Raw genomic sequence first — 21,498 nt, 5'->3', positions numbered from 1 at the left:
TCCCGAAAGTCCGATATTAGTTACACTTCAAGGCAGGTCTCCTGGCTTGCGTATTGTTGTTTACCTTCCCGTACGCAGATCGCACAGTGGTTTGCAGTTAACAACAACCTTCCGCCGCAGCGGAATAAGCTTACAGTTGCGGGAACAGCTCAGGTATTAAACCTGATTCCCTTTTAATGTGATACACCGTATTGCATATCACAACCTTAAGTTGGCGCAAATATAGAACATATATTGAAATATTTAATTTATACATTTGCATCACATTCAATATTTTTATGAAACTATTCTATCCTCTATTCCTTTTTGTGGTTTTAGCATTCACCGGATGTAAAAAAGAAACCAGTGCAGATACAGGTTCTGCGGCGAAACCTGAAAACACAATAAAACACGCAAAAGGGCTTGAAATATACCGTTATAAAGGCTTTACTGTAGTAAAAGTGACCAATCCGTGGCCGGATGCTAAAGAAACGTTTACCTATGTAATGCAGCAAAAAGATGGTATTGTACCGGATAGCCTTAAAAAATATACTGTGGTATCTGTACCGCTTAAATCGGTAGTAGTGACCTCTACAACTCATGTTCCTTCACTGGAAATGCTTGGTGTAGAAAATACATTAGTCGGTTTCCCTACCACAGATTATATCTCTTCTGAGAAAACAAGAGCACGTGTAGATGCCGGAAAAGTAAAAGAAGTAGGTACTAACGAAAGCCTGAATACTGAAGTAATGATAGATTTGGCTCCCGATGCTGTAGTAGGTTTTAGCATTAGCAGTAACAACAAAACCATGAACAACCTGAAGCAAAGCGGTATGGTTATTTTATACAATGGCGACTGGACAGAACAAACACCGCTGGGCAAAGCCGAATGGATTAAATTCTTTGGTGCCTTATACGATCAGGATGACAAGGCTGCTGCTTTGTTTAATGATGTCGAAAAAGAATATAACAATGCATTAGCATTGGTTAAAAATGTAACCGGTACACCTACTGTTCTAGCAGGTGCTTTATATCAGGATCATTGGTATTTACCACAAGGTGGTAGTTGGCCGGCACTATTTTTAAAAGATGCAAAAGCAAAATATCTTTGGGCAGATTCTGAAGGGACAGGCAGTCTTAACCTTTCTTTTGAAACAGTTTTAGATAAAGCCCAAAACGCTGATTTCTGGATAGGTCCAAGCCAGTTTACCTCACTGAAGGAAATGACAGACTCCAACCCGCATTACGGAGAATTTAAAGCTTTTAAAACACATAATGTATATTCGTTCAGTACTAAGAAAGGTAAAAAAGGCGGACTTATCTATTACGAACTTGCGCCAAACCGTCCGGATCTGGTACTTAAAGATATGATAAGCATTTTACACCCTGACGTGTTACCTGATTACAAACTTCATTTCTTCGAAAAACTAAAATAGTTTCAACTCTTGCAGCACAAAAAAAACATACTGCTATTTACAATTTTAGGTATTACCCTTACAGTGCTGTTCCTTGTCAATATCTGCCTCGGATCAGTCAAAATACCTATGTATGATGTAATTCAAAGCCTTACTGGTGGCGAAGCAAGCAAAACAGCATGGGAATATATTGTACTACATTACCGCTTGCCTAAAGCAGTAACGGCTGTACTCGTAGGTATTGGTTTATCAATAAGCGGATTGCTTATGCAAACCCTTTTCCGTAATCCCTTAGCTGGCCCTGATGTATTAGGATTAAGCTCTGGCGCCAGCCTTGGTGTTGCCTTTGTTATCCTTGGCGCAGGTATGCTTTCCGGAGTATTCGCAGGATTTTTCCTTTCACCATATGGAATTGTGCTGGCAGCTATAGCAGGAAGTTTTATTGTACTGCTTGCTATACTGGTCGTAGCACAAAAACTACGCGATACTATGGCAATACTTATTATCGGGCTGATGTTTTCCAGCTTTACCGGTGCCATTGTAGGCGTATTGAGTTACTTTAGTACTGCAGAACAATTGCAGAAGTTTACGTTTTGGGCTTTAGGCAGCCTTGGAAACCTTCCTTGGTCTAATATTATAATCTTGGCCGTTGCCTGCTTTACTGGCTTATTAATGGCTGCCCTATGCATAAAACCACTGGATGCTTTACTTCTTGGTGAGCGTTATGCAAAAAGTATGGGAATTAATTTTAAAAGGACCAGAATACTAATTATAATCGCAACAAGTCTGCTTACAGGAGCAATCACTGCTTTTACAGGACCTATAGTATTCATAGGGCTTGTAGTGCCACATATTGCAAAATTGATCTTTAAAACCAGCAGCCACCTTGTATTGTTTTGGGCAACCATACTTATAGGTGCAGGTATACTGCTTTTTTGTGACACATTTACGCAGCTTCCGGGAAGTGAATATGTACTGCCTATTAATGCTATAGCTTCTATAATTGGTGCTCCAATAGTAATATGGCTGTTACTTCACAAACGAAAAGGAATTTTTAGCTAACCTTATGGAAAGAGATAACATCATATTATCCGCTGAGCAATTAAGCATAGGATATTCCAATAAAAAAGAATCGGCCGCTATAGCAGATAGTATAAATATTACCTTATCGCAAGGAAAACTAATTGCATTAATAGGTGCTAATGGTATAGGTAAATCTACCCTGCTAAGAACCCTCACAGGTATTCAGCAACCTTTAAAAGGCACTGTACTTTTAAAGGGTAAAAAAGTAAATGACTACAACGCTAAAGAACTGGCGCAAACATTAGGCATTGTACTTACCGAAAGCCTTCCGCCAAGTAACCTTACCGTTTTTGAACTTGTTGCACTGGGCAGGCAGCCCTATACCAACTGGCTGGGCACATTATCTCCCGAAGATATACAACAGGTTAACAAAGCCATACAGCTTACACAAATTGAATATCTTATCCATAAAAGGCATTTTGAAATCAGCGATGGCCAATTGCAAAAAGTACTTATTGCCAGAGCACTTGCTCAGGATACTCCGCTCATTATTCTGGATGAACCCACTACACACCTCGATTTACTACATAAAGTAAATTTGCTAAGACTTTTAAAACGATTAACTTCCGAAACCGGAAAATGTATCCTCTACTCTACTCACGACCTTGATCTCGCACTACAGCTAAGCGACGAAATGGTAGTAATGACTCCCGACAGTGTAACACAGGATACTCCTAAAAACCTCATTACAAACAAAGTATTCGACAAATTATTTAATGATGAGAATATTTCTTTTGACGTCCAAAAGGGCGGTTTTGTTATAAAGTAAGAATAGGTTTAACAAAAGCTAAACACTTATCGGTTTTGTATTGATTAAATTTACGTATTAACGTAAAATATAATGTTATGAGTCAGTTTACAGTAAATTACCCCGGAGACAAAACACAGCTTCTAAGCAAGATAAAAAGTACAGTAGGCGATAAAGGCAGCCTTGCCGGAAATGAACAGGAAGGAACATTTGAAGGAGATACAATGTTGGGAAAATTTGAAGGCAAGTACAGTATTAATGGTGATGATATTACGATTACCATAGATAAAAAGCCTTTTTTCTTATCTACAGATATGATACAGGACGAGTTTAAAAAGGCATTAAACAAAGCCGGATAGTCATGCAAAAACTCCTGCCTATACTATGTCTATTTATTGCAGGAATTGCAATAGCCCAACCACAAATGGTTTTAATGCCGTATGGTTTCGATCCTGTAGAAGTACAAATACCATCTATTTCACAGGAAAAATTCATCGAACTATCCAAATCGTGGGCAGCAGAGTTTAATAGAGGTCAAAAAGGATATGATGTGTCAGATGTGACATCAAACTCACTAACTATAACCGCATATAAAAGAAATGCCTTTTTTTACAGGAATCTTGGCGAAACTTTTCAATATACTATACGGTATAGCATGAAGCTTAACTCGTATGGCACTTATTACAAATTGGTCTTCACTATAACCGATATTTATGCTAACGATGATGTACTTATAAACTACAAGATACCTGATTACTTCTCATCATCAGGGCAGCTTAAAGATGGTTATAGTGACATTAAACCTTCCTTAGAAAAAACAGTGAATTATATTGCAGCATCACATTATAGTGCCATTGCAAGTTATAAGTAAACTATCAATTTCAAGTAAAAAATCTGATTCTAAAGATTCAAATAACAATCAAAATTATTTATTATGGCAGCAGATACAAATGATCCTAAAGATCTGGGAGCACAAAAGATAAACAATCAAGGCAAAGTGAGTGAAAAGAATGAAGGCTTTAGTGGTGATAATCTGCCTAGAAATTACGATCCTGCAGCTGCAAAACTAAAAACTGAACTGGATAAAAACAAAGACGGCAGTACAGAAGTTGTAAAAAGAGCCAGGGATGTTGACGAAAAGAAAGCATCTCCTGTAAGCCAAAACGAAAAAGCCGTTGAAGATAATGGTGAAGTAGTGAGTAAAAGCAGAGGAACAAAAAACGAAGCAGAAGATAAGAAAACAGCCGAAAACCGCGATTTTAATTCTGACATAAATGAAAAGCGCTACCCTTCCTCCCATGCTGATAATAAAAAACAAAGAGGAAATATAAACCCCGGAAAATAAAAAAAGAGCTTAAAGCTCTTTTTTTATGCATAAAGTCACAGTTGTGAACTTAATCGATATCATAAATAAACTGAATATTGGCTAATAATTTAATTTCTTCGCCTAGTACAAGCCCTCCGACCTCAGTAACGTCAGGTGCATGGATATCAAAATCATTCCTGTTAATAGTACCTGTTATCTCAAAGCCTGCTCTGTTAATACCAAAACCATCTTTAGCTTGTCCTCCAAAAAGCACATCAAAGGTTACCTCTCTGGTAATTCCTTTTATAGTTAATGGTCCTGTAAGTTTGTATTCATCTCCATGTATATGTTTAAATGACGTAGAATGAAATTTCATTTGCGGATATAGGTCAGCATTAAAAAAATCAGGAGATTTTAGATGTTTGTCTCTATCAAGATTATTGGTATCAATACTATACACATCAATAAGCATATCAAAAGCTGCATTGGCAAAATCATTATGATCTACAGTAACGGTTTTAAGCGAACCCGAGAAAATAGTAAACGAGCCCGTTATAGTAGAAATTACCAAATGTTTTATTTTAAAATGCACTTCAGAATGTGCTAAATCAAGTGTCCATATTTTTGTTGACATACTATTGTATTAAAAATTAGTTGATTGAGATATAAGAAAGGAATCGTCGTTTTCAAGATTCTTTAATCAGTAAACACGTACTAAGCCCTTACTAATTTAATTATTGTTACTCCTTTATTCACAATGTTTTACGTGAATTATTTGTTAAAACTTAAATTAACACACAATGGTTTAGCAAACGTTATCCCTTTCTATTACTTCAAACTACGGTCTTTGTTAAAGTTTTCTATAACATTTTCAATTAAAAAGAGTGTTAATTGGCTATTATCTCCTTCTTGATTTTTAGAACTTTATAATGTAACCATCTAAAAATCAATAATCATGGCATCAGGAAATCAAACCCCGGCACCTAAAGTATCAAGCGGCAAACCATTAGAAGAAAAAAAACCTTCTAATTTAAAAAAGACAATGGCAGAAGCAGAAAAAGGAGCTGCTAAAAAAACAACAGCCACCAAGACACCTCAAAAAATACAGGAGGGGAGGATGGATAAACATTGAATAATTGAATAGTAACATCTAATAAACTATACCATTATGCGAACGAATAGAAATGATGATCCGGGCCAGGACAGCTGGGAACATCAACATGAAAATGAATCTAAAAAAATGGATCGTTTTAATAAAGACAGGGATGATGACTGGAATACTATTTTATCTCCCGGTTCGAATGACGAATCGCAGGACATGAGAAGCGATAATGACGATTTTAATGATTCCGGCTGGGACATAGATAATAAACACAGTAACAGCGAAGATTCCCGTAATATGCAATCGGCCGGAACTTTTTATAAAGACGAAACCGAATCTTCTCATGGACGTTACAGTGATACCGACCTGAATCGTTACACTACCGACTATAACCGTAGAAACAGAGAAGAAATGGAATAATAATCTGACCTTTAAAGAAAAACGGCTCCTTTATGGAACCGTTTTTTTAATTATATGAATTGTATTTATACCCTTCGATTATCTGCTTTCCAATGTTTAATGGATTTTTTTATCTTGTCAGCAGAAAGGTTTTCATTTATTGCTTTTTGTGTTAGTGCCACCAGTTCTTCATCAGGAGCAAAACGCAGGGCAAACAGTTGACCTTCTGTCAATTTTTCTTCCAAGGATTCCAGTCGCTGTCCTGTAACTACAAAATAACGATAACGAAGTTCCATAAGCACGATCCTGTTTTGCAGTGTAAGTGCGTAATGCTGACGCATCATAAAACTTAACATCGTAATGGTAATAAATACGGCTGTTATAAACAACCACACTATAGTGTTTTTTTCATCTGTCCAGGCAAACCATGCCGAGGCAATAATGAATACCAGCATTACCGGATAAAACACAAAATGATGCGGTGTGTAAAAGCGTATGTGATTGAAATAACTTTGATCTGCCATTAGTATTATTTTATTTATTTAAGAAAATGCAGCACAACACCTGCGGTCTCATCCTAAACGTAGTTCCAATCCATTTGTGCTATACGAAATCTATTTACCCGATAAGATTTTTGCCTTTTCATTATCAAACTCAGATTGTGTCAAAATACCAAGATCCAACAGATCTTTAATATCCAAAAGTGCTTTTTTCTTATCTGTAGCGGCAACTGCATCACCTTGTTTTGTATCTTGTACATTTGGTTGTGCAACTTTTTGAGATTGAGGCTGACCGCCCAGCAAAAGCTCAACAATCTCATTATAGCCCTTTATGGAAGCATAGTCCACTGCGCGCTGCTCTTTAACATTTACTACAGCTGTATCGGCTTGCTGGTCAATTAGGTATTTAACTATATCTTTTTTACCATTTGAAGCCGCATAATGCAGGGGTGTATTGCCTGATTCATCCTGTATATTAATATCTGCGCCTCTTTCCAACAAAAGCTTAAGCATGCTTAAGTGTCCGTTCTTTGCTGCCACATGCAACAGGCTTTCCCCTGCATAGCTATATGTATGGTTTAATGTAAAAGAACTGCTCATAGACAGGCTGGAAGCACTTTCTACCCAATCCAGATAACTATACATGCTAACAGTATCGCCTGATGCCGGCATGCTGAAATTTACGTTCACACCATTATCTAAAAAGAGGCTTACAATTTCTTTTTGGTTGTTCGCACAGGCATACCATACAGGCGAGAGTCCGTCTTTGGACATAGCCATTACATCTGCTCCCTGTTCTACCAATAAACCGGTCAGAATCCTGTTAGTATCATAGCAGGCAATAAGAAGCGCCGATTCACCGGCATGGTTTGTATGATTAATATTTGCATTATTTTCAAGCAGGCAGGTTACCATGGGTGCATTTTTAGACCTTGCAGCAATAATAAGGGGGCTATCGCCGGCTTTGTTAGTTGTGTTTACATTGGCTCCTTTGTCAATAAGCATTTGCACAACCTCTTTGTTTCGGTATGCTGATGCGATAAACAAAGGCGTTTCTCCATTATTATTTTCCAAATCCACTCCAATATTGTGTTCAAGCAGACTTTCTATCACTTCTTTTTGGCCAGTTTTTGCTGTTAGATGCAGTAAACTGTTTCCTTGCAAATCATTGATTGTTACTTTGGCGTCTTTTTCCAACAGAAAAAGGGCTGTTTGTTTTTGTTTTTGAAGACAGGCAAAATAAAAAGGCGTCTCGCCATCATGATCTTCATAATCCAGGCTGGCCCCTTTATCAATAAGCAGCTTAACTAAATCCAGATAGCCATGATGAGCAGCATAATGAAGCGCTGTCCTTCCCTTTTCATCTGTATAGTTAACATCTACTTCGTTATTAACCAATAATAGCTCTGCAATTTTTCGTTTACCGCCTTCACAAGCAATGATGAATGATAAGGACATAATATAGTTTTAAGATTTTAATAATAGTTCTACTGTTTTTGCCTTTAAGTTGTCTTGTGCGGCAAGCATCATAGGTGTCTGGTCCAGGTCGTTTGTGCTATTTACGTCCGCTCCCTTTTCTATAAGCAGCTTTGCCTTCCTGTAAACTTGTCTGGCAACTTCCTGGTCATAGTTAACATTATAAGCACATACTTTATGTAATATAGAATTGCCTTTGTTATCTTTCCTGTCTATATCTATACTTCCGGTTTCAATAATAGCCTCTAACATTTGCCCGGGCATTTCTGCTATCCAGTCTAATGCTGATTTAGGTTCTCCATAATACGGTGATTCCTGATATATATCCGCTCCGTCGGCAATCATTGATTTTATTACATCTATATCAGCTTCAGAAGCACGACTGCGCATTCTTAAAGTACTAGCCAGCAAAGCTATACCTTCATTGTTAACCATATCAAAGTCCGGTTGTGCATATTTCGTTAATGTCCTGTACAGGTCATTGTTACATACCTGATATGCTAAAGCGCAGTAAAAAGGACTCTCGCCTCTCTTATCCTGCTGATTTGGATCGGCTCCATTAGCAAGCAATAATTCAATATATTTTTCTTTTGATTTATTAACGGCAAAATGAAGCGGAGTTTCATCAACTACATTTCCTTCATTGATGTCTATGCCTTCTGACAGGAACAGCTCGATATAAGCGGATCCAATATCTTCTTTGATATTAAATTCCTGTATTATCCTATGCAGGTAATTTGCTTGGGAATTGTCTCTATAATTTACATCACAACCCCCAACTATTAGTTTTTTAACAACCTCAACAGGAACATTATGGTAAAGGGCGAGGTCAAGCAGGGTTTTATCCTGAACAGCATCATTAACATTATCCAACGCTGCAATAAATGTTTCAATAAACTCCAGCTCTTCGGGACTTTCGCCCAGATTCCTAAATAAGGGAACAAAAATGCTGAAGTCATAACTCTCATATTCATACATGTCAGTTTCAACAAATCCGTCTTTTATTAAAATCTCAATAAGATCGTACGCTTTTTTTATTGTCAAAGCTAGGTAAACCTGGTTCTTTTCAGAATAAGGAAGATTTTTCTGCAATTTTTCGCCTTGTTTGAATAATTGCCTTGCTTCATCTATTTTTTGTCTTTTTATTACTTCTAAAAGCGTCCCTTCTTCCATAGCTACTATAAAATTTATTACAGATAATTTTACTACAATATAGGATCATTTTACATTTGATCTCATTTCATTTCATTAAAAATCTGTTAATTTTTCATAGGGATTAAGCTTATTGTCTTTGATTACTTTTTCTTCATCCTCTCTTATGCTGGCAAATATTTTTGGTTCACCATCTTTTTCCCGGAGCAGATAAAAACACATAGATATCAATTGACACCTTTATTTTATCTTTCTTCTCATAATCTGCTTGCCAATGCATTTTTACTATACTGTAAAAATCATATAAAAGAGTAATTTCTTTTGACTTTTAAAACCTACATTTTTAAAACCTCTTCTTGTTTTACCTCAGATTCATCCATCAATTGTTGGAAACGCTCAATAAACTGACCAACATGGTAACCATCCATTAATGCATGGTGCACGTGAACCGATACCGGCATTGTTTTAACACCATTTGTATCAGTCATTTTACCAAAAGATATTTTAGGAATACAATCGTTAAAGCTGAAACTACGGGCATGCGACAGAGAAGTAAAATTGATCCACGGAATTGATGAAAAATGAATTACATTTTCACCCGAAACCGCCGGAACAAGTCCTTTACTGTTTTGTACTCTTTCGGTTTCTTTTTGAGCTTCGTCATAAAATGTTTCAAAATCATTATGAAAATCCATATAGGCAAATCCAAAAGAACCGTCAGGGCGGTTTATGGTAGGCGATGCATGTAACTCATCATATACTAATACTTCATTCCCTTTTATACGATAACGGAAAGCTTCCACTGTATTGGCTGCAGCCAATGACTTATGGAGATAGTAAAGGAAAAAAGAAATACCGTCCTCTTTTGCTTTATTGTAAGCTTTAGTACAATCAATTGTTACTGTGACACCAAAGAAAGGTTCTTCAAATTGTTTGAAAAAATTAAAATGATCTTTTCTTGGCCAGTTATCTAAGTCTAATAAATATTTCATGATAGTAAAAGTGGCAATAATTGTGTTATAGTATCCATCTGCCTAAAATTTGGATGTTCTATCGTATGATCTATCTGCTCATGTGCCCAGGTAGTGTGAAAAGGAATATGGCAGGCATGTCCGCCAATTTCCAATACAGGGAGTACATCGGATTTTAATGAGTTTCCGATCATGTAAAACTCAGACGGATCAACTTCCAGCCTTTGCAGCATTTTAGAGTAATCGATCTTCTGCTTATCTGACATCACTTCAATATGGTGAAAATAATGCCCAAGCCCAGATTCATGTAACTTTTTGTGTTGGTCTTTAAGGTCACCTTTAGTCGCTACCACCAGTTTGTATTTGCCATGCAGTGCTTTAAGCGCATCTTCTACGCCATCCAGTAATTCTATAGGTTTGTCCAGCATTTCTTTACCGTACTGTAATATCCTTTCTATTGCTTCTACACTGATCGTTTTTTCAGAAATATGAAGTGCAGCCTCTATCATGCTTAGTATATACGCTTTGATTCCGTAACCGTACAAATCAAGATTGGCAATTTCTATCTTAAACAGCTCTTTTGCTACACTGTGCGCCGGAAGATAATCTTCCATAAGCTGATAGAATTTTTTTTCAGTTTCCTGAAAAAAAGGTTCATTTACCCAAAGTGTATCATCAGCATCAAAAGCAATAACTTTAATATTCATGGCAAAAGTATTTTTTCAAATTTAAGGAAAATTCTTGTTTTTTATTATCCTGCAAGTTCCATATGCAGTATAGGATACGGCTTGCCCATACCATCTAAATCCGATCTACCTGTAACGGCAAATCCCATTTTTGCATAAAAGCCGGTTGCCTGATCGTTCTGTTCATTCACATCTACTTTAGTAATCTTTTGGTCATTTACAGCAAATAATAATAAGGCTTTACCAATTCCGCTGCCTCGAAACGAAGGGTGTATAAACAGCATTTCTATACTGTCTTCGCCCAGTCCCATAAAACCGGCAATAGCGCCGTTATCAGTCTTAATACAATACAAATTGACAGCCTTAAGGTATTCATTTAAGATTAAAGGCTTATAAAACTGTATATCCTCTTCCTTAAGAAAATCATGTGTAGCTCTTACAGAGGCTTCCCAAACAGATACAAGTTCTGCAAAATCACTTGAAGCGGGAACTTCAATAATTATATTTTTCATAATCAGCATAAGTAGTCTGCAAATTAAACCAATTCTACTTTTCTTCCTAAAAATTTACTGTATTTTTCTATCGCGGATACTATCAATCTGTCTGTGGCTTTATGAGGTTTAAATAACTGTAGATCCAACAATACACTGTTTTTTTTCAAGGTACGCTTCCAGGAACCGGCAATCATTCCGTTTACAATAATAACCCTGTCAAACTGGTTTTTATTGCCTGCCGAACCCTGTTCAAGGAGTACGCTCCTGTCTTTATATCCCATACCGTATTCATCATAATCAGGCATCAGGAAATCAAATTGCTTTTTTACCATTGGCGGCATATCCGATAAATAATAATACTCCACACCTTCAATAGTCGTTTTTTCAAAATCCTGTGCGATCATGCCTAAACCATCTTTAGCATCTTTAACGGTTAAACTGCTCCAGGTAGTAAAGTCTTTAAGCGATGCCGGACCTCTGCTTTTAAAATACCGAAGGCACAATTCACGCAGGGCTTCTTCCCCGCTTAGTCGTTTTGCATTGGGAGCGCGTTCATCTATCAGGGCATAGGTAAATTGATTACCCTGTCTTGGGCCACTACAGATAAGACCTTCCAGTTCTGCCTGCATCATAATGAGACTAATTCTTAAACCATCACCTTCAATGCCTTTATTAGCAAGTTCTGTTTTTATTGAATCTCTGGAGAGGTAATTATTATCCCTAAGCAATTGCTCTAAAATCGTATTGCATTTATTGAAGAGAGCCGAATCTAATTCACATTTACGATACATAAAAGCATTAGTAGTAATAACACGTGGTGCGGTAATATCGAGCATCCATCGGATATCTTCCTGCGTTACAAAATGCCAGGTAGACCGTAGTAAGTGAGTACGCAATATCCTGCCGTCATTAAATGCTTTTTCAACTTCAGATTCTACAGTTTCCTGCATACGCAATGCTACAGCCCATTTTGCCATAGCATATTCCTGAGCCTGCATACCAGCCATATAAGAAACCACCTGTTCCGGGGTTGTAAAATCGGATTGTAATAATTTTTGATTGTACTGCCTGCGCAGCCTTATCTCTTCCGGCGACATCTTTTAAGAAACTACCTGTGTTGAATGCGCCGCAATAATCTGCCATTGTGCACCGTGGTCTTTCCACACTCTTGTAAAGCGGTAAAAACCAACTTCAGTATTCCCAAAAAAAGAACCGCTTATTTCCAATAGCACCGAAACAATAGCAACATTCCCTTCTATTCGTATCTTTTGTTCTGAAGGCTCGATACTAAAGATCTCAATATTGCCTGATGCATGAGAATCCAGGTCATCTTGTTTTGTAAACAATAGCCCTGTGTGTGCAGTAAATACAAGATCATCTGCCAATAGCACATCCAGTTCCTGAACATTACTGGTTTTCATGGCTTCAATTAGTCTGCTTTCGAGTGCTGCAATGTGTTGGGTATCCATATTACGGTTATTTAGGTTGTATCATATCAAACATTTTTGGATAATGGGTAACGAGCCCATCGGTATCCACATCTATATCAGCTGTAAAATTGGTGCTGTCATTCTCAAAACGATAGCTGTTGGTTCCAATTCTTGTATAGCGCTGATGGTCTTTTCGTATTGTATTTCTCATTACGTCGACATAAACCAAATTAAATTCATGGCTTTGACCTAGTGCAAGATTGAGTCCGTTTATTGGGAGTGTATTTGTAAATGGAGTGAGCGAAATATCGATATACTGGCATTCGTCAAATTCAGGATATTCATTATCCTTACCATCAATCCAGCCACCCAAAGCATTTCTTTTAAAATGATGTATATGCTCAATATCACTTATATGGAAAATCACTTCAAACTCCAGCACATTCCAATGGACATCCAGTTTAATGGTATAGTCAAGGTAAACGGGTTTTCCCTCTGCCCATCCTTCTACTTCAGATCGCACCATGATGCCTTTATCAAGATAATTTACAGCACAATGCTCTTCTGTATCATTTAGTAAACCGTTCCATAAAAAGCTCTTTTGCATAAGATGGTATTTTACTGCAATTTAATTAATATCCCTTAATTTGCGTTTCATTTTATGATTAAACCTTTGTGAATTAATATACCTAAAACAGAAAAGGCAGGGATATCCCTGCCTTTTCTATAAAGATATTCTGTTTATATCAATTTTAGAATTTTAACTAAAACCGATACCACTAATACAATTATCCCTAAAATAAGGATGTTTTTACCATGCATCCTGTCGGTTGCAGAATAGGTAGGAACCATATCGCCATTAGGCAGTGTTTTTTTAGACGACCATAATACATATCCTGTAATAACACCAAAAAACCCGCCAAGAAGTGATAAAATGTACCCTATAATAATCCAGCTTTTTTGATCGCCTTCCGGCTTGGCAAGATCAGCAATACGTTGTTCTCTTAAACTTTTAATGTGAGCTTCATCAATTGATTTACCTCTTTCGTCAAGCAGTTTGCGGGCAAGCATATAATCAAACTCACTCCATTCATCATGTTTTAAAACAACATCATGCAATTCTTCATCAGTGAACGTGAAAAGATAATAATCTTCTGGAACGTCTTTAAGAAAATTCTCAGCATGCTCTTCTAAAAGTGTATTGGCTTTTTCAAAATTATCCGGGTGCATCTGTATTTCATATTCTTTAAGCAGATCGCTCGAAAAGCTGCTGCCAAGACTCGGTGAATCATCAACAAAAAGGCATTCAATACCGTTTTCTATTAGAAATTGCTGTAATCCTTTAGCTTGTGTTGCATCAGGAAATTTTTTGAAGGTTACGTAACTATTACTCATTTATGTTTTACTTATTAAGGACTAAATTTGATTTTTGAGTTAAATTTGACAACGCAATAAGTCCTCCAATAGTAAGTATTGTTCCTCCTACAAAAGGGAATCCGGCACCTACCAAATCTTCTAATGACGATGAGAATAGATATGGAAGACAAAATAACATCCCGAAAACACCTGATATCATTGCTAAAAAAGCACTAAATCTAACAATTTTGGGTATCGAAAAATGACTCCTATTTATTTGATTATCAGTTATTATTTTTCGCATATCTATTAATTGTTTTTCTCCATATACTTCAATGGTCCATGAACTTATTGGATGAACTACACGCCCTCTCTTAAAATCTTCTGCAAATATGAGCCATTTATGTGGTAAAAGCAGCATTCCAAAAATAAGAATCGCAATACACGGAAAAGTATAATTGCCATTTCCCAGCATAAAAGCCTGCATTCTTATTTCATCTAAAGGAGTCATTTTATACCCCAGCACTATATGTTTAAGATCATGACTTTCATAACCGGCAACCAAATCAAGATTGTTTTCATCAAGACAATTTGCTATTTCTTTACCGAGGGTCCCAATTGGCAAACACCTTAATTCATTCAACTTTTTATCTAAGACCTTTTTATCATTAAATTGTCTTATTATCCATACTGATATATTGAAGGACTTTTCGATTATATTATTCGATACAAAATTTAAAAAATTCATACTTTTCAGTTTTTGATATTACTTCTATTCTTCCAATTTGTAACTCAATCAATTTATAAAAAATTAATAATCCAAATATAAACTTTTTACAATATGGCGTATCCAAAATCTTAATACCATCTCAATATTTTCCTTACTTTTACTTTCCAGCAAAAACAACTTAAATGCCCGATACAATCTCTCTTTTACTCGCCTTTATTATTGCCCTTGCCATAGGTATTTACATTGGCAAATTGGTGTTTTCATCTAAAGCAACTTCAGACAAAAAAGTGTTTGAAGAACGCAACAACAGCCTTCAGCTACACATTCAGCAATTAAAACAGCAAGCACAAAACGAGCTTTTGGGTCTGGAAAAGCAATTGGTACAATCGAATGCCGATCGCGACAGCCTTCGCCAGGCTAAGGAAGCATTGACTGTTCAGCTGACTAAAAAAGAAACTGACTTTGATAACCTCTTTGAACGCATGCGCGAACAAAGACAGGAAACCGATGAGTTAAGGGAAAAATTCACCAAAGAATTTGAAAACCTTGCCAACAAGATCCTGGAAGAGAAATCGACCAAATTCACTGAGCAGAATCGCGAGAATATGAAAAACATACTTTCTCCGTTACAGGAAAAAATCCATCTGTTTGAAAAGAAAGTAGAAGATACCCACAAGGAAAGCATTGACTATCATGCTGCACTGCGTCAGCAGATTATAGGCCTGCGTGATATGAATGAACAAATGAGCCGTGAAACCCTTAACCTTACGCGAGCCCTTAAAGGGGATACTAAAATGCAGGGGAACTGGGGCGAACTTATACTGGAACGCGTACTGGAAAAATCAGGGCTGGAGAAAGGCCGTGAATACTATGTACAGCAAAGCCACACTAACGATGAAGGCGCACGTGTATTACCGGATGTTGTTATAAACCTTCCGGATGGTAAAAAGATGATTGTCGATTCTAAAGTATCGCTTATTGCTTATGAGCGCTATATCAATGAAGAAGACGAACTACTAAAAACTGTTCACCTAAAAGAGCATATTGGTTCTATAAAACGCCACGTTGACCAACTTGGTGATAAAAACTACCATGACCTTTATAAAATAGAAAGCCCTGATTTTGTATTGCTGTTTATACCAATGGAGCCTGCTTTTGCCATTGCGCTTAATGAAGACACTTCGCTTTACAGTAAAGCTTTTGAACGTAATATTGTAATTGTAACGCCAAGTACATTACTTGCTACATTACGTACTATAGATAGTATGTGGACCAACCAGAAGCAACAGGAAAACGCTTATGAGATTGCCCGACAGGCAGGTGCGCTTTATGATAAATTTGAAGGTTTTGTAAACGACCTTACGAAGGTGGGTAATAAAATGAAAGATGCGCAAAGCGAATACCAAAACGCCATGGGTAAACTGGTAGATGGCCGTGGAAACATTATCACCAGCATAGAGAAGCTAAAGAAAATGGGAGCTAAAGCAAAGAAATCGCTGCCCGAAAACATACTCAGCCGCGCTCTTCAACAAGAAGAAGATGCAGAAGATAACGATTCAGAAAACACAACCGATACGCTGCTAAATCCTTAAATCATGGATATTACATACAAAAAAGTAAGCCAGTCTAAAATTACCATATCAGAGCTAATGCTCCCATCGCACACTAACTTTAGTGGTAAGATACATGGCGGTTATATACTTATGCTCATGGATCAGATTGCTTTTGCTGCTGCTTCAAAATATTCCGGTACTTATTGTGTCACAGCATCGGTAGATACGGTAGATTTTTTGAATCCAATAGAGGTTGGTGAACTAGTTACTATGAAAGCTTCTGTGAATTATGTGGGAAATACATCTATGGTGGTAGGCATCCGTGTAACTTCAGAGAATATACAAACAGGTAAGGTAAAACACTGTAACTCATCCTATTTTACAATGGTTGCCAAAGATGCCGATGGAAACAATATGAAAGTTCCCCATCTTATCCTTACCAGCAGTGAGGATGTACGTCGTTTTTGCAATTCATTGAAAAGGATCAATCAAAAGAGAGAACACGACAAACATGAAGAAACTTTTGATTATACTTCTCCCGAAGCTTTAGAAGGACTTTTAAAATACAACATCAGGCTCGATCTATAAATTTTATACCGGCTTACTTTTTATATAAAAATTTCAATATCCCTACCAGCGAAGACTGTATTAGGTGCCACGCAAACGGTAGAACACATATACCAATAGATCCTAAGCCGAAAATCTTTTTAAAAATTTCACTTATGTAACAGGTGTGTAAAACCAGCTCGTAAAGTGGAAAGAAGAAGGTTACTTTAATTCATTTTCGCAAAATATATTAGCAACAGTAAACTTGAAAAACATGATTGCGTTTCTTGATGCTGCTTACCAATTTACTCAGGAAAAAGTGCTTATTAAGAAAAGCTAATTACTTTTATGGAATAATAGATATCAAAAAGCCCCAACATAAATTATGCTGGGGCTTCTTTTTAAAAAACTATTATTTCTTTATTATCGTAATGTTTTCTGTTTTGTCTCCAATAAATACTTTTACGAAATAAGTACCCGCAGTATAATTTGCCATGTAGACTTTACTTGTAGCATTACCTGATTTTGAGTTCATAACCTGTCTGCCTGTGCTATCATAAATCTCAATGTTATCAATAATTTCTCCCGCATTAATCGTTAAAACATCTGTTGCTGGATTAGGGAAATATTCAAATTTCATTTTGTTATTTTCGATTACACCTGCAACAGCATTTGCGGTTATAGTTCCCTGCATCATTGCATGAACATTACATTTATAACTTGAAACTCCAGCATTAGCAAACGTATGCGAGAAAGTTTGTCCATTTCCAGAAATATTACCGCTATTAAAAGAATTTGCTGCTCCTGCATTACTTGTTATAGTATGAGGAAGATTATCCGTTACTGTCCATGTGACAATATCGCCCTGATTAATCGTTAAGCTGGCATCAGTACTGGTTACACCCATGAACCAGTCAATATGATGTGTTGTTTGTGCACTTAATCCTAAAGAGACCAATAGCATTCCTAAAAGTAATTTTATTTTCATAATGGTTAGATTTTAGAGTAAAGATCATTTTTTTAATCAAATTAAATAACTACTAATGAGTAAACAACACTTTTGAATTAGTATTTGCAGGATATTACCTAGTATCCGTATAATAAAAAAAATCCTGCTTTAGTAAAGCAGGATTTTTCTTATTACGGTTCAACTCGTTTATTGTTTAATGATTTTTTCTATTGTATAACCTTCACTATTAAACACTTTTATAAAATAAATTCCCGATGCGTAACTGCTAAAATCTATCGTTACAGTATCGGCATTTTGATTTTCGCTGTGAAGCTTTTTCCCTGACATATCATAAACTTCTGTTACTTTTATAAGATCTTTAGAACTAATAGAAAGCACTGTATTTACAGGATTAGGAAATACCTGCATCTGTGTTACAGCAAATAAATTGGTTGAAAGACTAACATCTGATACTGTCCAGCTCGCTGCAAGGCTATTGTCTAATGATGTATTTATAAGTTGAAGATAACTTCCGTTACCATCTGCATTAGGCCATGGTGCACTATCAAAATATTCTACTTTGTCAATTTGATTTCCAAATGCATCAGATAGAACAAGCTTTTGAGTACTATTAGGCATATAACGTAAAAACTGTCCAAAAGCGGCTATACCATATCTCGCCTGAAATACAGCAGGATTACTCGCTAAGTAAATTTTTTGTCCTCCGGAAACTGTAGCATTTGCCGGAAACTGATAGGATATCCCCAATTCACTTAAATAAACTCCGGAAAGGTTAACCGCAGTTGTTCCTGCATTTGTTATTTCGATAAACTCCTGATCATCTGATTCAGGGAACTCATTACTTTCTCCAGGGTTATAATTAATCCTGCTTATTACTAATAAAGGTAAAACCGGATTATTGCATGAAGCAAACGAGCCTAAATTAGTCGTAATCCAGGCCAACCTTGCCTGTATAAATGTTTTTATATCGGCTATTTCCATAGCATGATTAGGTACTGTCCCCCATCGCTCTTCTTCTCTTACGGCAGCTTCGCTAATTAGTGCGACAGTTTGATCTATAAATGCAGTAATACTGTTATAATTCAACGGACGACCTGTAGCTGTTACTTCATTCCATCTTTTAGAAAGATAGCATTTGTATGTCGGGTTATCAAATAAGTCAGTCCAAAACTTAGCGCCATCATTACTGCCATTGCTAAATTGCCAGGTATTCGTTTTACTACGGTCTCCAAAAACATCAAGACCTAAGGTAAGATTAAAATCCCAAACCGGTCCGGCCCTCAATTTTCCACCTCTGTCTTTATGAAAGAAAGTACTTATTTGATAGGCATCTACATTTGCAGAAAACTCATTCATTATCATGAAATCTATAAAAGTAGGAACATCTATTATAGAAGGATAACCCGTTATAATATCAGCATTATCATTTGCTGTAGTAGTAGCTAAACTTGTAAATTGAGAATGAATATAGTTGTTCTGTGCTGCTGTAACATCTTCCGGTTTAGGTAATTCATGGATAAAGTCAGTCCATTCTGCATACGATTCCATTGTCCAGGCAACTGGATCACCCCCGGTAGTTTTATCGGCCTTCGTGATATAACCTCCCGTAAGTTTTACACCTTCAGTATCCTGTTGGGTTATTTTCTCAATATTAACCCGGTTCGTATTATCCTTAATTTTTTCCTGAAGTATATATAGACCTCTATAGTCTCCATTAATAATAACTTCGCAAAACTGTGTTCTTGTTGCATACTGCCCTAACTGTCTCGCAAGGTTATAATTAAGATAGTCTCTTATTAAAGAAGGATCATAAGCTAAACCATTAAGTATCCAGTCATTTTCTTTTGGCATTCCCATGATACTGACTTTTAATTTAGTCGTACCATCATCTTCATAGGTTGTCCAGCCGTATTGCTTTTTCTCCAGCCATTGTGATGTAGAGCCTCTCAATTCTATCTTAATCTTACCATCATAATTAAGATACTCCTCATTACTTTGATCGGTAATATAATTACGACTCCCGTCCGGCCTGAAAATAATTTTCATATCTGCCAGTATTTTAGGATCATCTGGAATCTCTGTTGGTTCCCCTGTTTCAGGATCAATAACTGTATTAATAATCACAATAGGCAGGTTACTATCTGTAAAATCTACCTGAGCATAAGCGAATACCTGAGAGAGTAAAACTATACCCAGCACTTTTTTTCGCTGCAATAAAGAATCTGTAATAAATAAAAATAGCTTCATAATTAACCGATTAATAAATCAAATATAGTGTTAATAAATTAACACTATATAGTTATTTTAGCAACAACAAGCAGTTTTTATTTGAATTACCTTAATAATCTACCTCTCCTTCGGCTGTATTAATCGGTCTACTCTCCATATAAAGAATATAGAACATAATGTTACCGCTGCGATTACATATCCAAGAGTATCATAATGCTCCAACGGACTTGATTTTGTTTCCTGGTGCACTATATAACCTGCACAAACCGCTGCAATACCTCCCGCAATTTGCTGTAATGATGCTGTTATCGCCATATAGGCACCGCGATCTTTCATTTCGGGTACACTTGTATTTAGTGTTGTTGCCGGAATCATACGGCTCATAATACCCATAAAAAGAATCATATTGATTACCACAATTTCCCATAAAGGAATAGGATCTAAGTTTGTATAGATCACAACCATAATGATCGATATTATCGAGCCAGCTGTAAACAGCCTGAACTTACTCACCTTATCACTTAATTTCCCAATGAGCGGCATGATAAAAAACACCGACAATCCTGTAAAGAAAAATACCATTGGTAATTGTTCCTGACTTATGTTGATATTATTGATCAGGAAAGCGCTTCCAAACGGCTGCAGCATAAATCCTCCTACCGACAGGAATGCAATTGCCGCAAACCCTACCTGATAGCGTTTATTGCTTAGCGTATGCCAAAGGTGTAAGAAAGCATTTTTGTCTGATTGCAAAGCAAGGTGTTTGTTTATAGGCTGCATTTTTAGGATGATTGAAATAAGAATCAATACACCTAAACCTGCAATCATAAGAAAAGAAGAATGCCATCCCCAGTGGTTAGCAAAATAAAGCCCTACCGGGATACCCAGAATCTGGCTTGTTGCAAATGCCATTTGTATATATCCCATAACACGACCTCTTTGATGAACTACAAACAAATCGGTTACAATAGCTAAGGATACCGAGCCGATAACACCTCCAAAAAGACCTGTTACTATTCTTGCCGAAAGCAGCGTAAAATAACTTGTTGATAAAGCACAGAATACCGTACCTATAATAAATCCGGTATAAAAGAATATCAGCATTTTTTTGCGGTCAAACCTATCGGCAAAACCGGCGGCTAATAGTCCCGATATACCGGCACTAAAAGCATAGGCAGATACAGCAAACCCAAAGTTCGCCGTTGTCATATCCAGGGTTTTCATCAGGATATCTCCCAACGGGGAAATAACCATAAAGTCTAATATGATCGTAAATTGCAAAAGTGCCAGTAATGCAATGATAAATTTTTGATGCCCCGTAAAAGGCGGGATTTCTAATTTTGTTTTTTCCATTCGTTTAATTGATTGATGAT

25 protein-coding genes and 1 riboswitch are annotated in these 21,498 nt (G+C 36.7%); of the genes, 10 read left to right on the top strand and 15 right to left on the bottom strand.

Going from position 1 to position 21,498, the window contains the following annotated elements; all coding sequences use genetic code 11:
• Positions 1 to 14: 14 nt before the first annotated feature.
• Positions 15 to 224, bottom strand: a riboswitch (cobalamin riboswitch).
• Positions 225 to 278: 54 nt separating this feature from the next.
• The 6 genes from EPI11_RS08455 (at position 279) to EPI11_RS08430 (ending at position 4,570) form a co-directional block, all read left to right on the top strand.
• On the top strand, positions 279 to 1,415 hold the full coding sequence (locus tag EPI11_RS08455) for an ABC transporter substrate-binding protein (RefSeq protein ID WP_128389521.1): 1,137 nt from the start codon (positions 279 to 281) through the stop codon (positions 1,413 to 1,415).
• A 66-nt stretch (positions 1,416 to 1,481) separates the two neighbouring features.
• On the top strand, positions 1,482 to 2,456 hold the full coding sequence (locus EPI11_RS08450) for an iron ABC transporter permease (RefSeq protein ID WP_128389546.1): 975 nt from the start codon (positions 1,482 to 1,484) through the stop codon (positions 2,454 to 2,456).
• 4 nt (positions 2,457 to 2,460) lie between these two features.
• The gene (locus EPI11_RS08445) at positions 2,461 to 3,246 is read left to right on the top strand and encodes an ABC transporter ATP-binding protein (RefSeq protein WP_128389520.1); all 786 of its coding nucleotides are present in this window, start codon (positions 2,461 to 2,463) and stop codon (positions 3,244 to 3,246) included.
• Positions 3,247 to 3,323: 77 nt separating this feature from the next.
• Entirely contained in the window at positions 3,324 to 3,584 is a 261-nt protein-coding gene (locus tag EPI11_RS08440; RefSeq protein WP_128389519.1) for a lipocalin/fatty acid-binding family protein, read from the top strand.
• A gap of 2 nt (positions 3,585 to 3,586) precedes the next feature.
• Positions 3,587 to 4,096: a hypothetical protein gene (locus EPI11_RS08435; RefSeq protein ID WP_128389518.1), complete on the top strand. Its 510-nt coding sequence runs from the start codon at positions 3,587 to 3,589 to the stop codon at positions 4,094 to 4,096.
• Positions 4,097 to 4,159: 63 nt separating this feature from the next.
• Positions 4,160 to 4,570 (top strand): hypothetical protein, encoded by a 411-nt coding sequence (locus tag EPI11_RS08430; RefSeq protein ID WP_128389517.1) that lies wholly within the window; start codon positions 4,160 to 4,162, stop codon positions 4,568 to 4,570.
• Positions 4,571 to 4,619: 49 nt separating this feature from the next.
• On the opposite strand, the gene EPI11_RS08425 is transcribed toward EPI11_RS08430, so the two are convergent.
• Positions 4,620 to 5,165 (bottom strand): YceI family protein, encoded by a 546-nt coding sequence (locus tag EPI11_RS08425; RefSeq protein ID WP_128389516.1) that lies wholly within the window; start codon positions 5,163 to 5,165, stop codon positions 4,620 to 4,622.
• Positions 5,166 to 5,486: 321 nt separating this feature from the next.
• Here EPI11_RS08425 and EPI11_RS18950 point away from each other — a divergent pair, with 321 nt between their 5' ends.
• On the top strand, positions 5,487 to 5,663 hold the full coding sequence (locus EPI11_RS18950) for a hypothetical protein (RefSeq protein WP_164879132.1): 177 nt from the start codon (positions 5,487 to 5,489) through the stop codon (positions 5,661 to 5,663).
• Positions 5,664 to 5,699: 36 nt separating this feature from the next.
• Positions 5,700 to 6,053, top strand: a complete 354-nt coding sequence (locus EPI11_RS08420) for a hypothetical protein (RefSeq protein ID WP_128389515.1) — start codon at positions 5,700 to 5,702, stop codon at positions 6,051 to 6,053.
• A 65-nt stretch (positions 6,054 to 6,118) separates the two neighbouring features.
• Here the strand turns inward: EPI11_RS08420 and EPI11_RS08415 are convergent, their stop codons facing one another.
• From EPI11_RS08415 to EPI11_RS08365, 11 genes are all read right to left on the bottom strand, one after another.
• The gene (locus EPI11_RS08415; protein ID WP_128389514.1) at positions 6,119 to 6,556 is read right to left on the bottom strand and encodes a DUF6526 family protein; all 438 of its coding nucleotides are present in this window, start codon (positions 6,554 to 6,556) and stop codon (positions 6,119 to 6,121) included.
• Positions 6,557 to 6,646: 90 nt separating this feature from the next.
• Positions 6,647 to 7,990, bottom strand: a complete 1,344-nt coding sequence (locus EPI11_RS08410) for an ankyrin repeat domain-containing protein (protein WP_128389513.1) — start codon at positions 7,988 to 7,990, stop codon at positions 6,647 to 6,649.
• Between the two features lie 9 nt (positions 7,991 to 7,999).
• Positions 8,000 to 9,181, bottom strand: a complete 1,182-nt coding sequence (locus EPI11_RS08405; RefSeq protein ID WP_128389512.1) for an ankyrin repeat domain-containing protein — start codon at positions 9,179 to 9,181, stop codon at positions 8,000 to 8,002.
• A 314-nt stretch (positions 9,182 to 9,495) separates the two neighbouring features.
• On the bottom strand, positions 9,496 to 10,152 hold the full coding sequence (locus EPI11_RS08400) for a chloramphenicol acetyltransferase (RefSeq protein WP_128389511.1): 657 nt from the start codon (positions 10,150 to 10,152) through the stop codon (positions 9,496 to 9,498).
• On the bottom strand, positions 10,149 to 10,838 hold the full coding sequence (locus EPI11_RS08395; RefSeq protein ID WP_128389510.1) for an HAD family hydrolase: 690 nt from the start codon (positions 10,836 to 10,838) through the stop codon (positions 10,149 to 10,151). The genes EPI11_RS08400 and EPI11_RS08395 overlap by 4 nt, the downstream gene beginning before the upstream one ends.
• Before the next feature lie 44 nt (positions 10,839 to 10,882).
• Positions 10,883 to 11,329 (bottom strand): GNAT family N-acetyltransferase, encoded by a 447-nt coding sequence (locus EPI11_RS08390; RefSeq protein WP_128389509.1) that lies wholly within the window; start codon positions 11,327 to 11,329, stop codon positions 10,883 to 10,885.
• Positions 11,330 to 11,352: 23 nt separating this feature from the next.
• Positions 11,353 to 12,408: a winged helix DNA-binding domain-containing protein gene (locus EPI11_RS08385; RefSeq protein WP_128389508.1), complete on the bottom strand. Its 1,056-nt coding sequence runs from the start codon at positions 12,406 to 12,408 to the stop codon at positions 11,353 to 11,355.
• Positions 12,409 to 12,411: 3 nt separating this feature from the next.
• Complete coding sequence (locus tag EPI11_RS08380) at positions 12,412 to 12,780, bottom strand: nuclear transport factor 2 family protein (RefSeq protein ID WP_128389507.1); 369 nt, start codon at positions 12,778 to 12,780, stop codon at positions 12,412 to 12,414.
• A 7-nt stretch (positions 12,781 to 12,787) separates the two neighbouring features.
• Entirely contained in the window at positions 12,788 to 13,348 is a 561-nt protein-coding gene (locus EPI11_RS08375; protein WP_128389506.1) for a putative glycolipid-binding domain-containing protein, read from the bottom strand.
• A 134-nt stretch (positions 13,349 to 13,482) separates the two neighbouring features.
• Positions 13,483 to 14,136 carry a hypothetical protein gene (locus EPI11_RS08370; RefSeq protein WP_128389505.1) on the bottom strand — a complete coding sequence of 218 codons (654 nt, stop codon included), beginning with the start codon at positions 14,134 to 14,136 and terminating at the stop codon, positions 13,483 to 13,485.
• Positions 14,137 to 14,143: 7 nt separating this feature from the next.
• Positions 14,144 to 14,722 (bottom strand): hypothetical protein, encoded by a 579-nt coding sequence (locus EPI11_RS08365; protein WP_128389504.1) that lies wholly within the window; start codon positions 14,720 to 14,722, stop codon positions 14,144 to 14,146.
• Positions 14,723 to 15,009: 287 nt separating this feature from the next.
• Between EPI11_RS08365 and rmuC the strand changes: the two genes are divergently transcribed.
• Together rmuC and EPI11_RS08355 are read left to right on the top strand one after the other, a co-directional pair.
• Positions 15,010 to 16,419, top strand: coding sequence for a DNA recombination protein RmuC (gene rmuC, locus EPI11_RS08360; protein WP_128389503.1), 1,410 nt, complete (start codon positions 15,010 to 15,012; stop codon positions 16,417 to 16,419).
• A gap of 3 nt (positions 16,420 to 16,422) precedes the next feature.
• Positions 16,423 to 16,968, top strand: coding sequence for an acyl-CoA thioesterase (locus EPI11_RS08355; protein ID WP_128389502.1), 546 nt, complete (start codon positions 16,423 to 16,425; stop codon positions 16,966 to 16,968).
• A 370-nt stretch (positions 16,969 to 17,338) separates the two neighbouring features.
• On the opposite strand, the gene EPI11_RS08350 is transcribed toward EPI11_RS08355, so the two are convergent.
• From EPI11_RS08350 to EPI11_RS08340, 3 genes are all read right to left on the bottom strand, one after another.
• Positions 17,339 to 17,914 carry a T9SS type A sorting domain-containing protein gene (locus EPI11_RS08350; RefSeq protein ID WP_128389501.1) on the bottom strand — a complete coding sequence of 192 codons (576 nt, stop codon included), beginning with the start codon at positions 17,912 to 17,914 and terminating at the stop codon, positions 17,339 to 17,341.
• A gap of 168 nt (positions 17,915 to 18,082) precedes the next feature.
• Positions 18,083 to 20,143 (bottom strand): CotH kinase family protein, encoded by a 2,061-nt coding sequence (locus EPI11_RS08345; RefSeq protein WP_128389500.1) that lies wholly within the window; start codon positions 20,141 to 20,143, stop codon positions 18,083 to 18,085.
• A gap of 99 nt (positions 20,144 to 20,242) precedes the next feature.
• Entirely contained in the window at positions 20,243 to 21,478 is a 1,236-nt protein-coding gene (locus EPI11_RS08340; protein ID WP_128389499.1) for an MFS transporter, read from the bottom strand.
• Positions 21,479 to 21,498 lie beyond the last annotated feature (20 nt).

Origin of the sequence: Flavobacterium cerinum (assembly GCF_004028155.1) — a bacterium.
Classification (GTDB): Bacteria; Bacteroidota; Bacteroidia; order Flavobacteriales; family Flavobacteriaceae; genus Flavobacterium; species Flavobacterium cerinum.
This window is presented reverse-complemented; position numbering and strand designations above follow the sequence as displayed.

Bases quoted from the DNA above. Each gene is read 5' to 3' on its own strand.
- EPI11_RS08455 (WP_128389521.1), top strand. From the start codon at position 279: ATGAAACTATTCTATCCTCTATTCCTTTTTGTGGTTTTAGCATTCACC.
- EPI11_RS08445 (WP_128389520.1), top strand. From the start codon at position 2,461: ATGGAAAGAGATAACATCATATTATCCGCTGAGCAATTAAGCATAGGA.
- EPI11_RS08440 (WP_128389519.1), top strand. From the start codon at position 3,324: ATGAGTCAGTTTACAGTAAATTACCCCGGAGACAAAACACAGCTTCTA.
- EPI11_RS08435 (WP_128389518.1), top strand. From the start codon at position 3,587: ATGCAAAAACTCCTGCCTATACTATGTCTATTTATTGCAGGAATTGCA.
- EPI11_RS08430 (WP_128389517.1), top strand. From the start codon at position 4,160: ATGGCAGCAGATACAAATGATCCTAAAGATCTGGGAGCACAAAAGATA.
- EPI11_RS08425 (WP_128389516.1), bottom strand. From the start codon at position 5,165: ATGTCAACAAAAATATGGACACTTGATTTAGCACATTCTGAAGTGCAT.
- EPI11_RS18950 (WP_164879132.1), top strand. From the start codon at position 5,487: ATGGCATCAGGAAATCAAACCCCGGCACCTAAAGTATCAAGCGGCAAA.
- EPI11_RS08420 (WP_128389515.1), top strand. From the start codon at position 5,700: ATGCGAACGAATAGAAATGATGATCCGGGCCAGGACAGCTGGGAACAT.
- EPI11_RS08415 (WP_128389514.1), bottom strand. From the start codon at position 6,556: ATGGCAGATCAAAGTTATTTCAATCACATACGCTTTTACACACCGCAT.
- EPI11_RS08410 (WP_128389513.1), bottom strand. From the start codon at position 7,990: ATGTCCTTATCATTCATCATTGCTTGTGAAGGCGGTAAACGAAAAATT.
- EPI11_RS08405 (WP_128389512.1), bottom strand. From the start codon at position 9,181: ATGGAAGAAGGGACGCTTTTAGAAGTAATAAAAAGACAAAAAATAGAT.
- EPI11_RS08400 (WP_128389511.1), bottom strand. From the start codon at position 10,152: ATGAAATATTTATTAGACTTAGATAACTGGCCAAGAAAAGATCATTTT.
- EPI11_RS08395 (WP_128389510.1), bottom strand. From the start codon at position 10,838: ATGAATATTAAAGTTATTGCTTTTGATGCTGATGATACACTTTGGGTA.
- EPI11_RS08390 (WP_128389509.1), bottom strand. From the start codon at position 11,329: ATGAAAAATATAATTATTGAAGTTCCCGCTTCAAGTGATTTTGCAGAA.
- EPI11_RS08385 (WP_128389508.1), bottom strand. From the start codon at position 12,408: ATGTCGCCGGAAGAGATAAGGCTGCGCAGGCAGTACAATCAAAAATTA.
- EPI11_RS08380 (WP_128389507.1), bottom strand. From the start codon at position 12,780: ATGGATACCCAACACATTGCAGCACTCGAAAGCAGACTAATTGAAGCC.
- EPI11_RS08375 (WP_128389506.1), bottom strand. From the start codon at position 13,348: ATGCAAAAGAGCTTTTTATGGAACGGTTTACTAAATGATACAGAAGAG.
- EPI11_RS08370 (WP_128389505.1), bottom strand. From the start codon at position 14,136: ATGAGTAATAGTTACGTAACCTTCAAAAAATTTCCTGATGCAACACAA.
- rmuC (WP_128389503.1), top strand. From the start codon at position 15,010: ATGCCCGATACAATCTCTCTTTTACTCGCCTTTATTATTGCCCTTGCC.
- EPI11_RS08355 (WP_128389502.1), top strand. From the start codon at position 16,423: ATGGATATTACATACAAAAAAGTAAGCCAGTCTAAAATTACCATATCA.
- EPI11_RS08350 (WP_128389501.1), bottom strand. From the start codon at position 17,914: ATGAAAATAAAATTACTTTTAGGAATGCTATTGGTCTCTTTAGGATTA.
- EPI11_RS08345 (WP_128389500.1), bottom strand. From the start codon at position 20,143: ATGAAGCTATTTTTATTTATTACAGATTCTTTATTGCAGCGAAAAAAA.
- EPI11_RS08340 (WP_128389499.1), bottom strand. From the start codon at position 21,478: ATGGAAAAAACAAAATTAGAAATCCCGCCTTTTACGGGGCATCAAAAA.